This is a genomic window from Corynebacterium marinum DSM 44953 (assembly GCF_000835165.1).
Classification (GTDB): Bacteria; Actinomycetota; Actinomycetes; order Mycobacteriales; family Mycobacteriaceae; genus Corynebacterium; species Corynebacterium marinum.
Map to the genome: position 1 here is coordinate 1,149,885 of NZ_CP007790.1, position 18,025 is coordinate 1,167,909.

Here is an 18,025-nt window from a genome sequence, read left to right on the forward strand (position 1 = left end):
CGGAAACTTCCGGCAACGTCGGCGTTATGACGCGGGCGTCGATACGGTGGGATCATGACTGCCTCCACACCGATTCAGCCGACCCTGGGCACCCGGACCGGGCGCCTCATCACGCAGGACGGACTGCAGTTCCGCGACCTCAACGGCGACGGCGAGCTCAACCCCTACGAGGACTGGCGCCGGAGCCCCGAGGAACGGGCGGTCGACCTCGTCCGCCGTATGACCCCGGAGGAGAAGGCGGGCCTGATGATCATCGGCTCGCACCACCCCGGATACTCCTCATTTCTGCCGCACGCGGAGGAGGGGCAGCTGCTCAACCCGCAAGACGTCTGGCGCGACGCCAACCCCATCACCTCCCAGCCCTACCCCGAGCCGGTCCTGGTGACCTCCTCGACGGACAACGCCATCCACCTCCGCCACCAGCGTTTCCTCATCTGCCGCGACAACCTCGAGCCGAAGGACCTGGCGACCTGGACCAACGCCGTCCAGGAACTCGCCGAGAACTCCCGCCTGGGCATCCCCGCGGTCTTCGCCTCCAACCCCCGCAACCACGTGGCTCTGGTCGCCCAGTTCGGCGTCAACGAATCCGCGGGTGTGTTCTCCGAGTGGCCCAACGAACTCGGCCTCGCGGCGCTGGAAGATCCGGGGCTGATGGAGACCTTCGGCGAGGAGATCGCCAAGGAGTGGCGCGCCGGGGGGCTGCACAAGCTCTACGGCTACATGGCCGACGTCGCATCGGAGCCGCGCTGGTCCCGGTTCAACGGCACCTTCGGCGAGGACGTCAAGCTGGTCACCTCCTACATCGGCAACCTCGTGCGCGGCATGCAGGGCGAGGAGCTCTCCGAATCCTCCGTCGCCTGCACCATCAAGCACTTCCCCGGCGGCGGCGTCCGCCTGGACGGCCACGACCCCCATTTCGAGTGGGGCCAGACCAACGAGTACCCGACCGAGGGTGCCCTGGAACGCTACCACCTGCCGCCCTTCCAGGCCGCCTGCGTCTCCGGCGCGAGCTCGATCATGCCGTACTACGCCAAGCCGGTGAACACCTCGGCCGCGCAGCTCGACGAACAGTTCTGGCAGGGCCCGACCACCCAGTTCGCCGAGGTGGCCTTCGCCTACAACGAGGTTTTCCTGGAGGAGCTCCTGCGCCGCCGCCTGGGCCACCGCGGCTACGTCAACTCCGACTCCGGCGTCATCGACGCCATGGTCTGGGGTGTGGAATCCCTGACCAAACCCGAGCGCTTCGCCGCGGCGGTCAAGGCCGGCACCGACGTCTTCTCCGACATGGCGGACCCCGCCGAGCTCATCCGCGCCATCGAACAGGGCCTGCTTTCCGACGCCGACCTCAACCAGGCCTGCATCCGCCTGCTCAGCGAGATCTTCGCGCTGGGCCTGTTCGAGAATCCCTACGTCGACCCCGAGGCCGCCGAGACGGTCATCGGCGGCGGGGAGGTCGCGGCGCTGGGGGAGAAGGCGCAGCGCCAGTCGGTCACCCTGCTGCGCTCCTCGGAACTGCTGCCGCTGAAGCTGGCGCGCGAGGTGAAGGTGTACCCCTTCGTCACCGGCCGCACGCTCATCGGCGACGTGCAGGCCAAGCTGGAGGAGTCCATCACCCGCGTCTGGTCCGGCGCCCACATCGTCGGGACGCCGGAGGAGGCGGACATCGCCCTGGTATGGGCCCGCCCCGAGATCGCCCTGTTCGAAGACGACCGGGAGGGCGTCCCGCTGTCCGTCGACCCCCGCGCCGACGGCGTGGACGTGGACCGGGTCCGCGCGATCGAGCAGACCGTGCCCACCCTCCTCGTGGTCAACTTCACCAACCCGTGGCTGCTCGGCGAGATCGAACCCGACGCCGCGGCGGTGGTCGGCTCCTTCGAGATCCACCCCGACCACCTGATCCGCTCCCTGGCGGGGGAGGACGGCGGCCCCGCCGGGCGGCTGCCCATGAGCCTGCCAGCCTCGGTCGAAGCGATCGAGAACTCCCCGCGGGACGTCCCCGGCAAGTACTGCGGGGAGGACTACCCCTACCGCGACCGCGACGGCAATGTCTACGCGCAGGGCCACGGCCTGCGCTTCTGATGGTGCCCCCGGTGGGACTCGAACCCACACTGAACGGGTTTTGAATCCGTTGCCTCTGCCAATTGGGCTACGGGGGCGGCAAGTGGTCAGTTTAGTGCACGGCCCGCCCGTCGTGGGAATCGGGCTGGCTACACTTGGCTCTTGTGACTGAGACGACCGAGAACAACCGCCTTCTGCTCATCGACGGGCACTCGATGGCCTTCCGCGCCTTCTATGCCCTGCCCGCCGAGAACTTCTCCACCACGGGTGGCCAGCACACCAACGCGGTGTACGGGTTCCTCTCCATGCTGGCGAACATCCTGGCCGAGGAGAAGCCGGCGCACGTGGCGGTCGCCTTCGACGTCGGGCGCAAGACCTTCCGCACGGAGATGTTCCCCGAGTACAAGGCCCAGCGCGAGGCCTCGCCGCCGGAGTTCAAGGGCCAGGTGGACATCCTGCAGGAGGTCCTGGGCACGCTCGGCATAACCACGCTGAGCATGGAGAACTACGAGGCCGACGACATCCTCGCCACCCTGACCACGGCCGCCAAGCCGTTGGGGTACGAGACGCTCATCATCACCGGTGACCGCGATTACCTGCAGCTGGTCGACGAGATGACCACGGTGCTCTACCCGATGCGCGGCGTGTCCAACCTCCACCGCTTCACCCCGGCGGCCGTGGAGGAGAAGTACGGCCTGACCCCGGAGCAGTACCCGGATTTCGCGGCTCTGCGCGGCGACCCGTCCGACAACCTGCCCAACATCCCCGGTGTCGGCGAGAAGACCGCCACCAAGTGGATCCAGCAGTACGGCACCCTGGACAACCTCCTCGACCACGCCGCGGAGATTAAGGGCAAGGCCGGCGAGAACTTCCGCGAGCGCATCGACCAGGTCCGTCTCAACCGCCGCCTGACCCACATGCTCACGGACATGGAGTTGCCCGTGGGCCCGGACCAGCTGGTGCTCCGGCCGGCGGACGTCGCGGCCGTGGCCCGGCGTTTCGACGATCTCGAGTTCGGCGCCAACCTCCGCGAACGCGTCCTGGCCGCCGTGCCCACCGAGGGGGCCGTCGAGGCCTCCGAGGAGCTTGCCGACGTCGTCGTCGACCACACCCCGCTCGCCGACTGGCTAGCGGCCCGTCAAGGCCAGGGACTTGCCCTGTACGTGACGGGCACGGCGACGCCGAACCAGGGGGATACGGGGGCGATCGCGGTCGTCGATAAGCAGCGGCACGCGGTGAGCGCCGAACTCGCCGACCTCAACCCCGCCGACGAGAAGGCCCTGGCCACCTGGCTGGCCTCCGGGGACCCGAAGTACCTCCACGAGTCGAAGGCCGCGTTCCACATGCTCGCCGGACGCGGGATGGAGCTGCACGGCGTGGCGCACGACACCGCCATCGCCGCCTACCTCCTGCGCCCTGGGCAGCGCACCTACGACCTCAAGGATGTCTACCAGCGGCACCTGCAGCGCCAGCTCGCCGAACCCGAGGAGCAGCTCTCCCTGCTCGGGGACTCCACGCTCGTCGACTCCGCCGCTGCCGTCCTCGAACTCACCGAAGAACTGACCCGGCAGCTGCAGGAGATCGACTCCTTCGAGCTCTACCACGACCTGGAGATCCCGCTGGCCGGCATCCTCGCCCGGATGGAGGCCACCGGCATCGCCGTGGACGTGGACACCCTCGAGGAGCAGCTGGCCACCTTCGTCGGGCAGGTCGCGGAGGAGGAGGCCGCCGCGCGCGAACTCGCCGGCGACGACACCCTCAACCTCTCCAGCCCCAAGCAGCTGCAGACGGTGCTCTTCGAGACCTTCGGCATGCCCAAGACCAAGAAGACCAAGACCGGCTGGTCCACCGCCGCCAAGGAGATCGAGCAGCTGGCGGTCAAACACCCGCACCCCTTCCTCGACCACCTGCTGGCGCACCGCGAGTACCAGAAGATGAAGACCACGCTCGAGGGACTGATCAAGACCGTCCAGTCCGACGGCCGGATCCACACCACCTTCAACCAGACCGTCGCCTCCACCGGGCGGCTGTCCTCCACCGAGCCCAACCTGCAGAACATCCCCGTGCGCACACCGGCCGGCCGGAAGATCCGCTCCGCCTTCGTGGTGGGCTCGGGTTACCAGACGCTGCTCACCGCCGACTACTCGCAGATCGAGATGCGCGTCATGGCGCACCTCTCCCAGGACCCCGGCCTGACCGAGGCGTACAAGGAGGGCGAGGACCTGCACAACTACGTCGGTTCCAAGGTCTTCGACGTGCCCATCGACCAGGTCACCCCCGAGCTGCGCCGCCGGGTCAAGGCCATGTCCTACGGCCTGGTCTACGGACTCTCCGCCTTCGGCCTGTCCCAGCAGCTCAACATCCCCGCCGGCGAGGCCAAGACCATCATGGACAACTACTTCGAGCGCTTCGGCGGCGTCAAGCGCTACCTGGCGGAAGTGGTCGAGCAGGCACGCAAGGACGGCTACACCTCCACTCTCTTCGGTCGCCGCCGCTACCTGCCCGAACTCAACTCCGACAACCGCGTGGCCCGCGACAACGCCGAGCGGGCCGCCCTCAACGCGCCGATCCAGGGGACTGCGGCGGACATCATCAAGGTGGCCATGATCCGGGTCGACCGTTCGTTCCGTTCGGCCGGGGTGAAGTCGCGGGTGCTGCTCCAGGTCCACGATGAGCTGGTCGTCGAGATCGCCCCCGGTGAGCTGGAGCAGGTCCGGGAGATCCTCGAACGCGAGATGGGCTCGGCCATCACCCTCCGCGTACCGCTGGAGGTCTCCGCGGGCTCCGGGGTGAACTGGGACGCGGCGGCGCACTAGGTACGTGGCCGGCCTCACGCCGGCCCTGCGGCAAACGGCGCGATCTCAACGGCGCAAGGGGACCCTCAAAGTACGCAAGGGCGGGGCAAAGGGCGCGATCGCGTAGTCGGGATCGCGCCCTTCAGCCGAGGGCCTGCCGGTGCATCTCCTCGCGGCCGCGCAACGCGTCGAGCACGATGCCGAACATCGGGCACCAGCCGGCCTCGTCCAGATGCAGATCCTCCGCCCGGACCCGCCGGATCTGCAGTCCGAGGTTGAGCAGGAGAACTTCCCGCTCCCGCTCCCTGAGCAGGGTTTCCCGGGTCGTGCGTCCGAAGGCCCCCTCCTCATATTTGAGTTCGCCGTCGAACTCCAGCGCCAGCCAGCCGTTGAGGAGCAGGTCCACGGGGAAGCTGCGCCCGCCGGCCTCGAAACGGACCTGAGTCCGGATGCTCTCCACTCCGGGTAGCCGGGCGACGATCAGCCGGACGCGGGCGAGGGACTCCTGGGGGCTGCCGGAGTCGGGGACGGACAGTTCGAGCATCTTCCGCACGGTCGCCATCCCCTTGAAACGCGGACCCCGGAACATGCCTGCCTCCCATTGTCCGAGGCTCCACTTCGGCCATTTCCGGCGGGCCGAGTCGAGGGCGACCACCCCGTCCGCGAGGCTGTGCAGCACGGCGATGTCGCGGACCGTGCGGTGCGAGTCGGTCACCCGGATCCCGTGGTGCTCCCGGATGCTGCCCGCGTCGAGATTCCGGTACCGGAAGCGGACGCCCTCCGGCCAGTACCGCCGCCCACCGGGCTTCCGGTTCCCGGGGTAGGTGACCTCGACGGTGTCCTCCCAGCCCGGCATCTCGATCCCGATCAGCCGCGCGGCGGATTTCCCGCAGATCACGGCGCTGTCCATGGTCAGGCCGACGGCGAACGCCCGCGCCGCGGATTTCTCCCACGGCGCCAGCGGACCCCACATGCTGTCGGCCACCGCGATCTCCGCGGTGAGCAGCGTGTGCCCCGCGCGGCCGCCCAGCGTGCGCACGTCGGCGAAGCCGAGTTCTCCCCCCCAGTTCCTCATACCCGGATCGTCGCTTATCGACGCCCCCTCGTCCACCGTCCGGCGCCGCGTCCCCGGGATCTGTGGACAACTCAGCCGGCGGCCTGTGCGATGAAGATCGCGGTGCCGGGGAAGATCGCCCCGCGCTCGGGGGACCACTGCCCCCAGGTCTGCGTGAGATCGCCGGGCCACTCCGGCTCGAGGATGTCCTGCAGGGTGAAGCCGGCGGCGGTGAGGGCGCGGACCCAGTCGCCGAAGGTGCGGTGGAACTCCGCGTAGGTGACCCGGCCGTCCTCGCCGGTCTCCACGTACTCGCGCTCGAAGTAGCTGATCTGCGCCTCAAACTCGGCGGGGTCGTCGGGGAAGATCCAGCGCACGGGGTGGGTGACGGAGAAGACCAGGCGGCCGCCGGGGCGGAGGACGCGGGCGACGTCGATAAGCACGGGTGCGACGTCGGGGACGAAAGGCAGGGCGCCGAAGACGGAGAACGCGACGTCGAAGGAATCGTCGAGGTAGGGCAGGGCCTGGGCGTCGGCCTGGACGAGGGGGACGGTGCCGTCGGCGTGGCGGAGCATGCCGAGGGAGATGTCGAAGGCGGTGACGAAGCGCGCGCCGTCGCGGGCCAGCCAGGAGGAGCAGGGGGCGGAGCCGCAGCCGATCTCCAGGACGTCGGAGTCGCGGACGTCGCCGAGCAGGCGGGCGTCGGCCTCTGCCAGCATCTCGGGGCACCAGTGGAAGCCCTCGAGGTAGCCGGGGTGGCGGGCGTGGTAATCGGCGGCGTCGCTGTCCCACCAGGAGCGGTTGGCTGAGGCGGCTGCGTCGGGTGAGGTGGGTGAGTTCAAGGTCGTGAATTCCTTCTCCGTGGTGTTTGCCCCTGCGTCGGTCAGGCGGTAGGGTTCTAGGCGCGTGTCTGTGCTTTGCGGTGCTACGGGCTGTAATAGGAGGGTCCGGGCAGTCGCGGGGTGAGATCGACCTGCCGGGTGAGCCGGCGGACAACGAGAGACATGTTCCTGTCCACTTACTATCTCCTATCCAATTCGGAGCAACTCAACACATGTCCAACACCACTACCCCTCAGGTTGCCATCAACGACATTGGCTCCGCTGAGGACTTCCTCGCAGCAGTCGACGCGACCATCAAGTACTTCAACGACGGCGACATCGTTGAAGGCACCGTCGTCAAGGTCGACCGCGATGAGGTTCTGCTCGATATCGGCTACAAGACCGAGGGCGTCATCCCGTCCCGGGAGCTGTCCATCAAGCACGATGTCAACCCGGACGAGGTCGTCGAGGTCGGCGACCAGATCGACGCACTGGTCCTCACCAAGGAGGACAAGGAGGGTCGCCTGATCCTCTCCAAGAAGCGCGCACAGTACGAGCGTGCATGGGGTGCGATCGAGGCTCTGCAGGAGAAGGACGAGCCGGTCACCGGTACCGTCATCGAGGTCGTCAAGGGCGGCCTCATCCTGGACATCGGCCTGCGCGGCTTCCTGCCGGCCTCCCTCGTCGAGATGCGCCGCGTCCGCGACCTGGACCCGTACATCGGCCAGGAGCTCGAGGCGAAGATCATCGAGCTGGACAAGCACCGCAACAACGTGGTCCTGTCCCGCCGTGCATGGCTCGAGCAGACCCAGTCCGAGGTCCGCTCCGAGTTCCTGCACCAGCTGCAGAAGGGTCAGGTCCGCAAGGGCGTTGTCTCCTCCATCGTCAACTTCGGCGCCTTCGTCGATCTCGGCGGTGTCGACGGCCTGGTTCACGTTTCCGAGCTGTCCTGGAAGCACATCGACCACCCGTCCGAGGTTGTCACCGTCGGCGACGAGGTCACCGTCCAGGTGCTCGACGTCGATCTCGACCGCGAGCGTGTCTCCCTGTCGCTGAAGGCGACCCAGGAGGATCCGTGGCGCGTCTTCGCCCGCACCCACGCTGTGGGCCAGATCGTCCCGGGCAAGGTCACCAAGCTCGTCCCGTTCGGCGCCTTCGTCCGCGTCGAGGAGGGAATCGAGGGCCTGGTCCACATCTCCGAGCTGGCTCAGCGCCACGTCGAGGTCCCGGACCAGGTTGTCACCGTCGGCCAGGAGGCCATGGTCAAGGTCATCGACATCGACCTCGAGCGTCGCCGTATCTCCCTGTCCCTCAAGCAGGCTGACGAGGATTACACCGAGGAGTTCGACCCGTCCAAGTACGGCATGGCCGACTCCTACGACGAGCAGGGCAACTACATCTTCCCGGAGGGCTTCGACTCCGAGACGAACGAGTGGCTCGAAGGCTTCGACGAGCAGCGCGAGGCCTGGGAGGGTCGTTACGCGGAGGCGGATCGCCGCCACCAGCTGCACACCGCTCAGATCGAGCGTCACCGTGTCGCTGCTGCCGAGGCAGCCGAGCAGGCGGCCACCAACTACTCCTCCGAGTCCGAGGATGCTGCTCCGGCATCCGAGGACGCACCGGAGACCACCGGTGGTTCCCTCGCTTCCGACGAGCAGCTCGCTGCTCTGCGCGAGAAGCTGGCCGGCAACTAACTGCTGACCGAGAACTAACCGCGGTGTGAGGATCATCCTCACACCGCGGTTTTTCTGTTCCCTGGTGCCGCTGGTTATGTCCACCAGCTGCCCGTCCGGGCGGACAGCACTCCACATAAACAGAAAACCCGTTCAGACTTTGTCTTCCATACGGGCACGGTAAGGCATAAGATCAAGTGGAGTCGATCACTTTCGGCCGCGGTGCCACGAGCACGTCTCACTGAATCGCTTACACGATGAGACCGGGTTCGCAGCACCGGTTATCACCGGGCCCCAACCATGCCGGCCCGGACGAGACAGACCCGTGGTGCGGCGGAACGGACAATCACCTGGAACGCCACCCGGGCCCGATGAAAGGTCCCTGAAGATGGCCTCCACGACAACGTCCACCTCGCAACACATCCTGCGTGAGGTCGGCGGCGCAGAGAACGTCGCCAACCTCACCTACTGCGCCACCCGCCTTCGTTTCCAGCTCCGCGACCAGAGCAAGGTCGACGTGGAGAAGCTGGAGTCCGACCCGGCCGTGCTCGGCGTGGTCAAGCAGGGAACCACCGGCGTCCAGGTGGTGATGGGCGGCGGCGTGGCGGACTTCTACAACGACATCGTCAAGGAACCCGGGATGGGCGATTCGGCGGCCGATTCCGCCCCCGCCTCGGGGAAGAAAGAGTACGACGGCGTCCGCGGCAAGTACTCCTACGTGGACTTCGCCTTCGAGTTCCTCTCCGACACCTTCCGCCCGATCCTGTGGGCGCTGCTCGGTGCCTCGCTGATCATCACCCTGCTGGTGCTGGCGGACACCTTCGGCTGGCAGGAGTTCCGTGCCCCGATGGATGAACAGCCGGACACCTACGTGTTCATGCACGCGATGTGGCGCTCGGTGTTCTACTTCCTGCCCATCATGGTCGGCGCGACCGCCGCGAGGAAGCTGGGTGCGAACGAGTGGGTCGGCGCGGCCATCCCGGCCGCGCTGCTCACTCCGGAGTTCCTGGCGTTGGGCTCGGCGGGCGACACCGTCACCGTGTTCGGCCTGCCGATGGTCCTCAACGACTACTCCGGCCAGGTCTTCCCGCCGCTGATCGCGGCCATCGGGCTGTTCTGGGTGGAGAAGCTGCTGAAGAAGATCATCCCCTCGGCGGTGCAGATGGTGTTCGTGCCGTTCTTCTCCCTGCTCATCATGATCCCGGCCACGGCCTTCCTGCTCGGCCCCTTCGGCATCGGCGTGGGCAACGGCATCGCCAGCCTGCTCGAGGCGGTCAACGGGTTCTCGCCGTTCATCCTGGCGATCATCATCCCGATGCTCTACCCGTTCCTCGTGCCGCTGGGCCTGCACTGGCCGCTCAACGCCATCATGATCCAGAACATCGCCACCCTGGGCTACGACTTCATCCAGGGCCCCATGGGCGCGTGGAACTTCGCCTGCTTCGGCGTGGTCACCGGCGTCATGATCATCTCCATCCGCGAGAAGAACGTGCCGATGCGCCAGGTCTCCCTCGGCGGCATGCTCGCCGGTCTGCTGGGCGGCATTTCCGAACCCTCGCTCTACGGCGTGCTGCTGCGCTTCAAGAAGACCTACGCGCGCCTGCTGCCGGGTTGCTTCATCGGCGGCGTGGTCATGGGCATCTTCGATGTCAAGGCCTACGCCTTCGTGTTCACCTCCCTGCTGACCATTCCGGCGATGGACCCGATCCCGGGTTACGCCCTCGGCCTGGCCGCCGCGTTCTTCACCTCGATGCTGCTGGTCGTCTTCTTCGACTACCGCGGCAAGGACGAGAAGGCCGAGGCCCTGGCCCGCATCGAGGCTGAGCAGGCCGCCGCCAGCGAGGCCGAAGAGGAGCGTATCGACGCCGCCTCCGGCCCCGCAGCGGGCCCCGTCGCCGACACCATCGCGATCTCCACCCCGCTCGCCGGCCGCGTCGTCCCGCTGGCGGAGGTGCCCGACGAGGCTTTCGCCGCCGGTGCGGTGGGCAAGGGCATCGCCATCGACCCCTCCGGCGACACCGTCTTCGCCCCGGCCGAGGGGTCCGTGATGGTGGCTTTCCCGACCGGCCACGCCATCGGGCTGAAGCTGGACAGCGGCGTGCAGCTGCTGGTGCACATCGGCATCGACACCGTGAACATGCAGGGCGAGGGCTTCGAGCTGCTCGTGGCCAAGGGCGACCGCGTCACCGCCGGCCAGCCCCTGGTTCGCTTCGACCGCGCCGCCATCGAGGCCGCCGGCTACAGTGCCATCACCCCGGTGGTGGTGACCAACCACCGCAAGCTCGCCGACGTCGTCGCGCTCACCGCGACCGGCGACGTCGCCATCGGCGACCAGATCATCGACGCCACCCCGAAGGTCACCGAGAAGGTGTGAGCCTGGCTACCATGGGTCCCATGATCAAAGTGGGACTCACAGGTGGCATCGGAAGCGGAAAATCGACGGTGACGGGCCTGCTCCTCGAACGCGGCCTGCCCGTGGTGGACGCCGACCAGATCGCCCGCGACATCGTTCAACCCGGCCAGCCCGCGCTCGCGGAGCTGGCCGAGGTGTTCGGGGAGGACATCATCCGGGGGGACGGGAGTCTCGACCGGGCGGGGCTGGCGGCTAAGGCGTTCGTCGACGCCGAGCACACGGCCCTGCTCAACTCCATCACCCACCCGCGTATCGCGGCGGAGACCGCCCGGCGTTTCGACGCCGCCGAGAAGGCCGGCGAACAGGCCGTCGTCTACGACATGCCGTTGCTGGTGGACAAGGGCCTGGACCGGGGGATGGACCTGGTCGTGGTGGTCGACGTCGACGTGGAGGAGCGGGTGCGCCGCCTCGTCGGGAGCAGGGGACTGGGGGAAGAGGACGTGCGCCGCCGCATCGCTGCCCAGGTCCCGGATGACGTACGCCGCGCCGCGGCGGATGTGGTCATCGACAACAACGGATCGCTCGAGGACCTGCCAGCACAGGTGGATGCCCTGGTGGAGCGCATCCGGGCCGTTTAGGCCAGGAACCAGTTCACCACGTCGCGGTAGGTCCAGATGAGGCCGGGCATCTCCGTCGGGGGATCGTTCGGGGCGCCCACACCCGCGACCTCGGTGCCGAAGGCGAGGGTGAAGTCGACCACCGCGCGGTGGATGTGATTCTCGGAGGTGACCACGATGACGGCGCCGGTGTCCGGCAGCAGCTCGCGGGAGTAGCGGGCGTTGGTGACCGTGGAATTGGCGCGGTCCTCCACGAGGATCCGCCCGGCCGACACCCCGTTGTCGACCAGCCAGGTGCGCATGACCTGCGCTTCGACGAAGCCGTCCGGGGTGGCGCCGCCGGAGACGACGACGGTGGCGGTGGGGCGGGCGAGGGCGAGATCGCGGGCGGCGACGAGCCGGTTGAGCAGGTTCGGGTGGACGGTGCCGTCGGTACCCAGCCCGTTGCCCAGCACCACGATGGGGGCGTCGGCGGTGACAGTGGAGGGCTGGCGGACGGGGGAGTGCAGCGCGCTCAGCGCAGCCTGGACCTGCGCACGCCGCTCGGACCCAAGCGCGCCCAGGGCGGCGTCACGGGCTGCACTGTTGCCTTCGAAGTCGGCGGAGAAGACCGCCGCGCTGAGCAGATCTTCCCCGGTGGCCGCAGCCGGGTTGAGGCCGCCGCCCTGGACCTCCGGGGAGATGAAGTAGGGGCCGTAGCCGGGGACGTCGACAAGCACGATCTGCTCGGTGCCGGGGATCGAGGAGGACACCGGGAAGGAGGAGAGCGAGGACGTGAACGCCTGGGCGGGTGCCGTCGGCAGGAGAGCTACCGCTGCCACAGCGGCGAGGAGGGGGCGCAATCGCATGCCCGAATCCTATCGCGCGGATCGCCGGCGCGGGCCGGAGTAAGGTATCGGTCATGGAAATCTGGAACACCGGCCCCTTCGACAACCACGAAGCCGCGGAGCTGCTCAACGACGTCCGCAGCGGCGACCTCTACCTCGAGGAGCTGTTGCCCGATTCGGGCACCCGCTTCATCGACGCCGACCAGGGCGCGCTGATCGTCGCCCTGGCGCACCTGGCCGCCGGCGACCTCCCCGAGGGCATCGAACCCGCCCACGTTACGCAGCTGCAGACCCCGGAGATGAAGGAGCGGCTGCGCCAGAGCCTCGAGGCCGTGCTCGCCGACGGCACCGTCTCCGAACTCGCCGGCCACTGGGCCGAGCAGGGCACCGACCAGCTCTATGAGTGGAAGGCGAAGGCACACGTCAGCCTGTCATGAGTGACATCGTCGAACGCGGCCAGCTGCGCCGCATCGTCCTGATCGTGGCGCTGCTCAACTTCGCGTACTTCTTCGTGGAGTTCGGCGTCGCGGTGACCATCAGCTCCGTCTCGCTCATGGCAGACTCGGTGGACTTCCTCGAGGACACCGCCGTCAACCTGCTCATCTTCATGGCGCTCGGCTGGGCGGCCAGGTCGCGGGCGATCGCCGGCAAGGTCGCCGCCGTGATCATCCTCGTGCCCGCGCTGGTGGCGGGCTGGCAGGCCATCGACAAGGCCTTCGACCCCGTCGCCCCGGAACCGGCCAGCCTGATCCTGGCCGCCAGCGGTGCCGCGGTGGTCAACGTCGTCTGCGCCTGGCTGCTCGTGCGGGTGCGCCGGCACGCCGGTTCGCTCGGGGCGGCGGCCTTCCTGGCGGCGCGCAATGATGTCCTGATCAACCTCGCCATCATCGCCATGGGCCTGCTCACCTGGGCGACCATGAGCGGCTGGCCCGACATCATCCTCGGCGTGATCATCATCGCGCTCAACCTCACCGCGGCCAAGGAGGTCTGGGAGGTGGCGGAAGAGGAGGAGCTGGCGGCCAAGGCGCTCGCGGGCGAGGACATCGACGACTGAGAAGCTATTCAAGGTCCGAGGTTTCGGAGGCGTTCATCAACGCAGCGGTGGAAAAGTATCGGCGGCCGCCCTTGGCGAATGCCGTTCCACGCCCCCGCTTATCGTGGGCGATCGGGCGTTCGGAGCTGGTTCTCAGCGTCCGGGGATCATCCGGCGGACTCAACAGGTAGACCTCGAAGCTTTCCTCACTCCGAAAACCCGCCTGGATCGCGTAGCTCATGACTTTGCCGAGTTGCTTTTCCTCCGGGTCCCCCGACTTCTTGAGCCGGTTGGCTTCCGTGGTGCTCCACACGGTCGGAACGGTCACCTGGAGAATCCGGGCGAAATGGGGTTCGATGCGCTGACCGTGGTAGAAGCCCAGATAGCTGACGGGGGCGATTTTCCTGGCCGTGGGGTTGATGAGGGCATTCACCCGCCGGTAGAGCTCATAGTTGCAGTTGCTGGCGTCGCCGATGATGACCGCGTTCATCTTCGGTGGAATCGGACGGGCATCGACGACCCCTGTGACCTGCTCGATACTCCCAATCCATCGGCCTGCGTCAGGGTCGACCCAGCGGGCGAGTTTGATGATCTTCTTCAGCTCGACTGAGGGGTCGAATCCCAGAAGAGAGTCCTGGTGCGCGCACCGGTTGCGCAGCTCGAAGAGATCTTCCATGGCGTTGAGGACAGTCTTCCGGTCGCCGCGGGAGTGGGGAAGGCTCTTCGCAGGGTGGTTCGCCAGAGGTCCTCGTTGTCGGCAGGCTTGTCCTGGAGGAACTGTTGCCAGTACCCGAGATTCAGATTGGCGATGATGTCGTCAGGATCGGCCGATACACCTGCGCTTCGTCGCTTCTTCTGGGCTATCTGATGGATCGTCGAGTTGTCGGAGTGCCACGGGTACTGCAACGGGTGCAGTGTCTCAAGCTCCGCGATCATCGCATTACGCAGCAGAACCTTTACATGATGGATGCATTCGGAAAGCGCGGATGACACTCGCGCGTTCCACTCGTAAGGCCTCCAGGCATCGTCTTCACTTCCCCCGCATTCTTCGAAATAAGGCTTGAATCGTGCTTCGGACACCCATGAACGTTGTCGTTTGACCCCCATGGTCCTGATGGTATCGTCAACGGCATGCCGCCTCTTGCGCCAGGAGCGCAACGCGGTGAGGGTCCGGATGTAGCCTCTGACGCCAGGAGCGTTAACGCTTGCCGGGCCCTCGTCTTTTTCTCGCCTACGATCTGCAGGTATGGAACTCCACCCGAACCTGCAGCCCTACGCCTTCCTCCTCGGCACCTGGAAAGGGGAGGGGCGCGGCTACTATCCCACGATCAGCGACTTCGCCTACTCCGAGACCCTGACCTTCGCCCCGGCCCCCGGCAAGCCCTTCTTCCGTTACGAGCAGAAGACCATGGGCCCCAATGGCCCGATGCACACCGAGGTCGGTTTCTTCCGGCCCGTCGGCGACGGCAACCTCGAGTTCATCATCGCCCAGCCGATGGGGCAGACCGAGCTGCTGGCCGGCCGCGCCGTCGAGGACGAGTACTTCCTCGTCTTCGAGTTCGAGCCCTCCACCGTGGTCAACTCGCCCACGGCCAAGCAGGTCGACGCCACGGCCCGCAGCTACTCCTTCAACGGCGATCGCACCTCGGTCACCCACCGCTTCCACATGGGCGCGGTCGGCCAGCCGATGCAGCAGCACCTGGAGAGCGAGCTGACGAAGGAGGCTTAGCTCAGCTCCACGCCGTCCCGGCTGACCGCGAAGCTGTAGAAGCCGACCGCGCACATCACCGTGACCCCGTGTGCCGGGACGGCGCAGCTGACGGGGCCCTCGACAAGCTTCGAGCCCGGTTCCAGGACCCTGGTCCGGTTGTGTGCGGTGAAGATCCGGTTGACGTTGTGCGTGGTCGCCGGCTCGCCCTCGCGCACCGAAACGGCGTTGTCGTCGCCCTCGCCCTGGTGGGTGCACATCGCCGTCGCCGGATCGTCCGCGTACATCTCGCAGTAGGTGCCGTCCGGCCCCTGGAACTGCAGACCCGGTTGCGCCGGGTAGATCAGCGACGAGGAGTACGGGGCGGAATCGGTCTCGGGGAGCTCGGCGATCTCGCCGACGAAACGGCTGCCGGGGATGCCGATGTAGTCGCTGGATGCTGTGGTGGTGCTTATCGACGCCGTCGTTTCCTCGACGATGTCTTCGCTCCCGCAGGCGGCCAGGGTGGCTCCTCCGAGCAGCGCTGCGAGTAATTTCTTCGGGTGGCTCACTTGGATCACGCTCCTTGAGACGGAGCCTACTTCTCCTCGATCACCGACCAACGGCAGTGCGGTCACATCTGGGCAACGTCTGACCTACCCCGCTTATAGATCCCCTGTGCCCCGCGATATGTGAAGTAAGCGCACGTCACGCCTGGTGCAAGGAGGCCCGATGAAACTACGCAGATTCTTCCCCCTGGGCTTCGTCTTGGCTCTGGCGCTCGCCGGATGCACCCCCGACGTGCTTGACGCCCCATCCCCGGTGAGCGAAACCCCCGAGGTCACCCTCGGTAGGGCTCCGTCATCCGCGTTGCCTGCCACCACCGAAATTTCGACCACCCCCGTCAGCACCCGGCGACCACCGCCGCAGCAGCCCTCTCAGCCGCCGGCGGAGTGTGGGAGCCCGCACCTGGACCTGATGTCGACCCCCCTGGGGGCCTGGCTTGGCTCCCAAATCATCCCTACCGATCAGCCTGGAACGTCCTATTATTTCAGCGTCGCGGACAACCAGTTCGACCCGTGCGTCGAGCTGAGCTGGGTGACGTTGTCGGGGACGAACGGCAACGCAGGGCAGGACGACGGCAACGGCAGCAGATTCGTCCACGCAGTGGTGTTTTTCGCCGGCGAAGAACTGATCACTGAGCCCGCGCCGCGCCAGTTCAACGGCACCGCCGCAGTGGAGCGCATCGACGCCCGCTCCATCACCGTGACCCATCGCGACACCGACGAGCGCGGCACCGAGACAGCGCCAATCACCTACACGCTGGCGGAGGGACAGCTCCTGGGCGAGGGACAACTGCCTCCCGATCGGCGCGACAACGTGCGCCTGGATCTCACCCGGGCGGGGCCGCCGGCAGAAGGAGCGCCACGACCCTACGGCAACGCCAATTACCGTCCGTGGGATGAGGAACGTCCGATGGGCCGCCAGTACTCCCTGATGATGGGCGAGGAGAAGATCACCTGCGACTTCGCGCTGTTCAACGGTGTGCAGCTGGTCTGCTACTCAGAGACTTCCACGCCCTGGCCCCGGACACGGGAGATTCCCGAGGAAAAAGGCACCTCGGCGAACATCGCCCGGCTGAACTTCCAGGACCCCTGGGAGATCCGGACGTCCACCGGCACATTCCCCGCGCCAGGTTCAGACTTCGAGATGCTCCCCGGTGGCTCCGTCACCAGGATCGGCGACATCTTCATCGACACCCGCAGCGAGGTGGTGAAGATCCACGACGTGAACCGGGCCTACCTCCTCGGGGAAGGTGTCGCCGAGCCCGTCGAGGTGCCGACCTTCCAGCTCGACACGTCACGGCATCCGCAGGATCTGTTGCGGTGGGAGGGATGAGGGAGGAGCTTTATACAGATCCTGGAGATCGGCGAAAGCGAGGTAACGCCGGGGCTACTGGAGGAATCACATTGGTGGACCGTCTCGGTGTAAAGAACTCCTAAATCCCGGCACCGAGGAAAACTGGATTCCTCGGCGGTTGTAAGACACCGTGGCATCCCGTTGGTACCCTGACGGATGCGTGTTGAACCACACTCCAAAGTGTTGGCTCTAAGAAGGATGTTGAGGCTATTTGTCTAGCGGAACTGTTTTCCGACTTCGTGCCATAGTCTCCTCTTGCGTTCATTCTCAATGGCAGGATCCACTTCTTGAATAAACTCGAGCGCTTTGAAACCGTCCCCTTGGCGACGGTTTTGTGGAGGTTCAAGTCCTTCGATCATCAAGGCTTCCATCGTGGCAATCAGCGCTTCGATGGACATTCCAGGAGGTGGGACTTCACCCAGTTTTCCATCATCACCCACGCTGCGGACCCCGAACCACGAGAATTTATCCCATCGAGCCTTCAGCCGATCCCTGGTGTGTTGCGACAATCGCGCCCCCAAACGGGACTCGGTTACTCGGCCAACATAAATGACCCTGTTCCCCTCATGTAAGAGGTATATACCCGCCTGCTCGGAAAAATCGATTGGATCGCCACCTGTCAACTGGACACCTAGGAGTCGAACCTTGGGAGTGCGCCAGTCCACTTCATTCCTGTGCCAAAACATGCCGAACGATCCAATTAATCCTGCTTCACTTTCCAGAGGATCGGTAGCAGTTTTTACTGCTGATGGTTCGTTCAACGCGGAAACCCGGGTTGCTTCTTTAACAATTTCATCAGACTCAGAATCCGACGTCATGGACTTCTTTAGTAACGATCGCAGTTTAGAGGGGAGGATGTAATAACCTCGCTCGGTCTTGACGATCTGATCTTTCAGAGCATCGCTGCCGAGGAACGAAGCGACCGTGCTGCTTGGAGTGGCACCGACATCTCGCCGCAGCCCCTGATCGATAACAGCTTGAGCAATTTCCGTGTAGTGCATCGGTTCGTCTACTTGACCTAGGACCCGGAGAATTGCATCTCGCCATTGCATATTGGACATTGCTGCTCCTCTGGTAGATGAAACTTTCCTTAGAAACAACGATAGCTGGAGCGGTGGCTTACCAGTTGAACTTGAGCGAGCGAACTTTCACGTGCTGGGCTTGTGGCCCAACATGCTTGGCACAAA

At 66.1% G+C, this 18,025-nt stretch carries 16 protein-coding genes and 1 tRNA gene; 9 read left to right on the forward strand and 8 right to left on the reverse strand.

Annotated features, from left to right (window positions below; translation table 11 throughout):
- The first annotated feature begins 54 nt into the window (after nt 1–54).
- Nucleotides 55–2,079, forward strand: a complete 2,025-nt coding sequence (locus B840_RS05550) for a glycoside hydrolase family 3 protein (RefSeq protein ID WP_042621324.1) — start codon at nt 55–57, stop codon at nt 2,077–2,079.
- On the opposite strand, the gene B840_RS05555 is transcribed toward B840_RS05550, so the two are convergent.
- Nucleotides 2,080–2,156, reverse strand: a tRNA-Leu gene (locus B840_RS05555).
- Between the two features lie 96 nt (nt 2,157–2,252).
- Here B840_RS05555 and polA point away from each other — a divergent pair.
- Nucleotides 2,253–4,874, forward strand: a complete 2,622-nt coding sequence (polA, locus tag B840_RS05560) for a DNA polymerase I (protein ID WP_042622547.1) — start codon at nt 2,253–2,255, stop codon at nt 4,872–4,874.
- A gap of 121 nt (nt 4,875–4,995) precedes the next feature.
- On the opposite strand, the gene B840_RS05565 is transcribed toward polA, so the two are convergent.
- Complete coding sequence (locus B840_RS05565; protein WP_052491103.1) at nt 4,996–5,928, reverse strand: hypothetical protein; 933 nt, start codon at nt 5,926–5,928, stop codon at nt 4,996–4,998.
- A gap of 71 nt (nt 5,929–5,999) precedes the next feature.
- Nucleotides 6,000–6,749, reverse strand: a complete 750-nt coding sequence (locus B840_RS05570) for a class I SAM-dependent methyltransferase (RefSeq protein WP_042621325.1) — start codon at nt 6,747–6,749, stop codon at nt 6,000–6,002.
- 212 nt (nt 6,750–6,961) lie between these two features.
- Here B840_RS05570 and rpsA point away from each other — a divergent pair, with 212 nt between their 5' ends.
- The 3 genes from rpsA to coaE all read left to right on the forward strand — a co-directional run bounded on the left by rpsA (nt 6,962) and on the right by coaE (nt 11,392).
- Nucleotides 6,962–8,422, forward strand: a complete 1,461-nt coding sequence (rpsA, locus tag B840_RS05575) for a 30S ribosomal protein S1 (RefSeq protein WP_042621326.1) — start codon at nt 6,962–6,964, stop codon at nt 8,420–8,422.
- 367 nt (nt 8,423–8,789) lie between these two features.
- The gene (locus B840_RS05580) at nt 8,790–10,775 is read left to right on the forward strand and encodes a glucose PTS transporter subunit IIA (RefSeq protein WP_042621327.1); all 1,986 of its coding nucleotides are present in this window, start codon (nt 8,790–8,792) and stop codon (nt 10,773–10,775) included.
- Nucleotides 10,776–10,795: 20 nt separating this feature from the next.
- Complete coding sequence (gene coaE, locus B840_RS05585; RefSeq protein ID WP_042621328.1) at nt 10,796–11,392, forward strand: dephospho-CoA kinase; 597 nt, start codon at nt 10,796–10,798, stop codon at nt 11,390–11,392.
- On the opposite strand, the gene B840_RS12850 is transcribed toward coaE, so the two are convergent.
- On the reverse strand, nt 11,389–12,219 hold the full coding sequence (locus B840_RS12850) for a YdcF family protein (protein ID WP_052491104.1): 831 nt from the start codon (nt 12,217–12,219) through the stop codon (nt 11,389–11,391). The genes coaE and B840_RS12850 overlap by 4 nt on opposite strands.
- 53 nt (nt 12,220–12,272) lie before the next feature.
- Here B840_RS12850 and B840_RS05595 point away from each other — a divergent pair, with 53 nt between their 5' ends.
- Together B840_RS05595 and B840_RS05600 are read left to right on the forward strand one after the other, a co-directional pair.
- Entirely contained in the window at nt 12,273–12,635 is a 363-nt protein-coding gene (locus B840_RS05595; RefSeq protein ID WP_042621329.1) for a DUF4259 domain-containing protein, read from the forward strand.
- Nucleotides 12,632–13,252: a cation efflux transmembrane domain-containing protein gene (locus tag B840_RS05600; RefSeq protein WP_042621330.1), complete on the forward strand. Its 621-nt coding sequence runs from the start codon at nt 12,632–12,634 to the stop codon at nt 13,250–13,252. Before B840_RS05595 ends, B840_RS05600 begins: the two co-directional genes overlap by 4 nt.
- A 4-nt stretch (nt 13,253–13,256) precedes the next feature.
- On the opposite strand, the gene B840_RS05605 is transcribed toward B840_RS05600, so the two are convergent.
- Nucleotides 13,257–13,907 carry a hypothetical protein gene (locus B840_RS05605; protein ID WP_052491105.1) on the reverse strand — a complete coding sequence of 217 codons (651 nt, stop codon included), beginning with the start codon at nt 13,905–13,907 and terminating at the stop codon, nt 13,257–13,259.
- The gene (locus B840_RS13680; RefSeq protein WP_169745262.1) at nt 13,829–14,338 is read right to left on the reverse strand and encodes a hypothetical protein; all 510 of its coding nucleotides are present in this window, start codon (nt 14,336–14,338) and stop codon (nt 13,829–13,831) included. The genes B840_RS05605 and B840_RS13680 overlap by 79 nt, the downstream gene beginning before the upstream one ends.
- 139 nt (nt 14,339–14,477) lie before the next feature.
- Here B840_RS13680 and B840_RS05610 point away from each other — a divergent pair, with 139 nt between their 5' ends.
- A complete protein-coding gene (locus B840_RS05610; protein ID WP_042621331.1) occupies nt 14,478–14,960 on the forward strand; it encodes a heme-binding beta-barrel domain-containing protein in 483 nt (160 codons plus the stop codon).
- Here the strand turns inward: B840_RS05610 and B840_RS05615 are convergent.
- The gene (locus B840_RS05615) at nt 14,957–15,490 is read right to left on the reverse strand and encodes a hypothetical protein (RefSeq protein ID WP_042621332.1); all 534 of its coding nucleotides are present in this window, start codon (nt 15,488–15,490) and stop codon (nt 14,957–14,959) included. The genes B840_RS05610 and B840_RS05615 overlap by 4 nt on opposite strands.
- A gap of 406 nt (nt 15,491–15,896) precedes the next feature.
- On the opposite strand from B840_RS05615, the gene B840_RS05620 reads away from it, so the two are divergent.
- Nucleotides 15,897–16,817: an LppP/LprE family lipoprotein gene (locus B840_RS05620; protein WP_042621333.1), complete on the forward strand. Its 921-nt coding sequence runs from the start codon at nt 15,897–15,899 to the stop codon at nt 16,815–16,817.
- A gap of 236 nt (nt 16,818–17,053) precedes the next feature.
- Here B840_RS05620 and B840_RS13060 read toward each other — a convergent pair whose 3' ends face one another.
- On the reverse strand, nt 17,054–17,899 hold the full coding sequence (locus B840_RS13060; protein ID WP_211255107.1) for an HTH domain-containing protein: 846 nt from the start codon (nt 17,897–17,899) through the stop codon (nt 17,054–17,056).
- Nucleotides 17,900–18,025: the final 126 nt, after the last annotated feature.

Bases quoted from the DNA above. Each gene is read 5' to 3' on its own strand.
- B840_RS05550 (WP_042621324.1), top strand. From the start codon at position 55: ATGACTGCCTCCACACCGATTCAGCCGACCCTGGGCACCCGGACCGGG.
- B840_RS05595 (WP_042621329.1), top strand. From the start codon at position 12,273: ATGGAAATCTGGAACACCGGCCCCTTCGACAACCACGAAGCCGCGGAG.
- B840_RS05565 (WP_052491103.1), bottom strand. From the start codon at position 5,928: ATGAGGAACTGGGGGGGAGAACTCGGCTTCGCCGACGTGCGCACGCTG.
- B840_RS05580 (WP_042621327.1), top strand. From the start codon at position 8,790: ATGGCCTCCACGACAACGTCCACCTCGCAACACATCCTGCGTGAGGTC.
- B840_RS05620 (WP_042621333.1), top strand. From the start codon at position 15,897: ATGTCGACCCCCCTGGGGGCCTGGCTTGGCTCCCAAATCATCCCTACC.
- B840_RS13680 (WP_169745262.1), bottom strand. From the start codon at position 14,338: ATGGGGGTCAAACGACAACGTTCATGGGTGTCCGAAGCACGATTCAAG.
- B840_RS05610 (WP_042621331.1), top strand. From the start codon at position 14,478: ATGGAACTCCACCCGAACCTGCAGCCCTACGCCTTCCTCCTCGGCACC.
- B840_RS13060 (WP_211255107.1), bottom strand. From the start codon at position 17,899: ATGTCCAATATGCAATGGCGAGATGCAATTCTCCGGGTCCTAGGTCAA.
- B840_RS12850 (WP_052491104.1), bottom strand. From the start codon at position 12,219: ATGCGATTGCGCCCCCTCCTCGCCGCTGTGGCAGCGGTAGCTCTCCTG.
- B840_RS05600 (WP_042621330.1), top strand. From the start codon at position 12,632: ATGAGTGACATCGTCGAACGCGGCCAGCTGCGCCGCATCGTCCTGATC.
- rpsA (WP_042621326.1), top strand. From the start codon at position 6,962: ATGTCCAACACCACTACCCCTCAGGTTGCCATCAACGACATTGGCTCC.
- coaE (WP_042621328.1), top strand. From the start codon at position 10,796: ATGATCAAAGTGGGACTCACAGGTGGCATCGGAAGCGGAAAATCGACG.
- B840_RS05605 (WP_052491105.1), bottom strand. From the start codon at position 13,907: ATGGAAGATCTCTTCGAGCTGCGCAACCGGTGCGCGCACCAGGACTCT.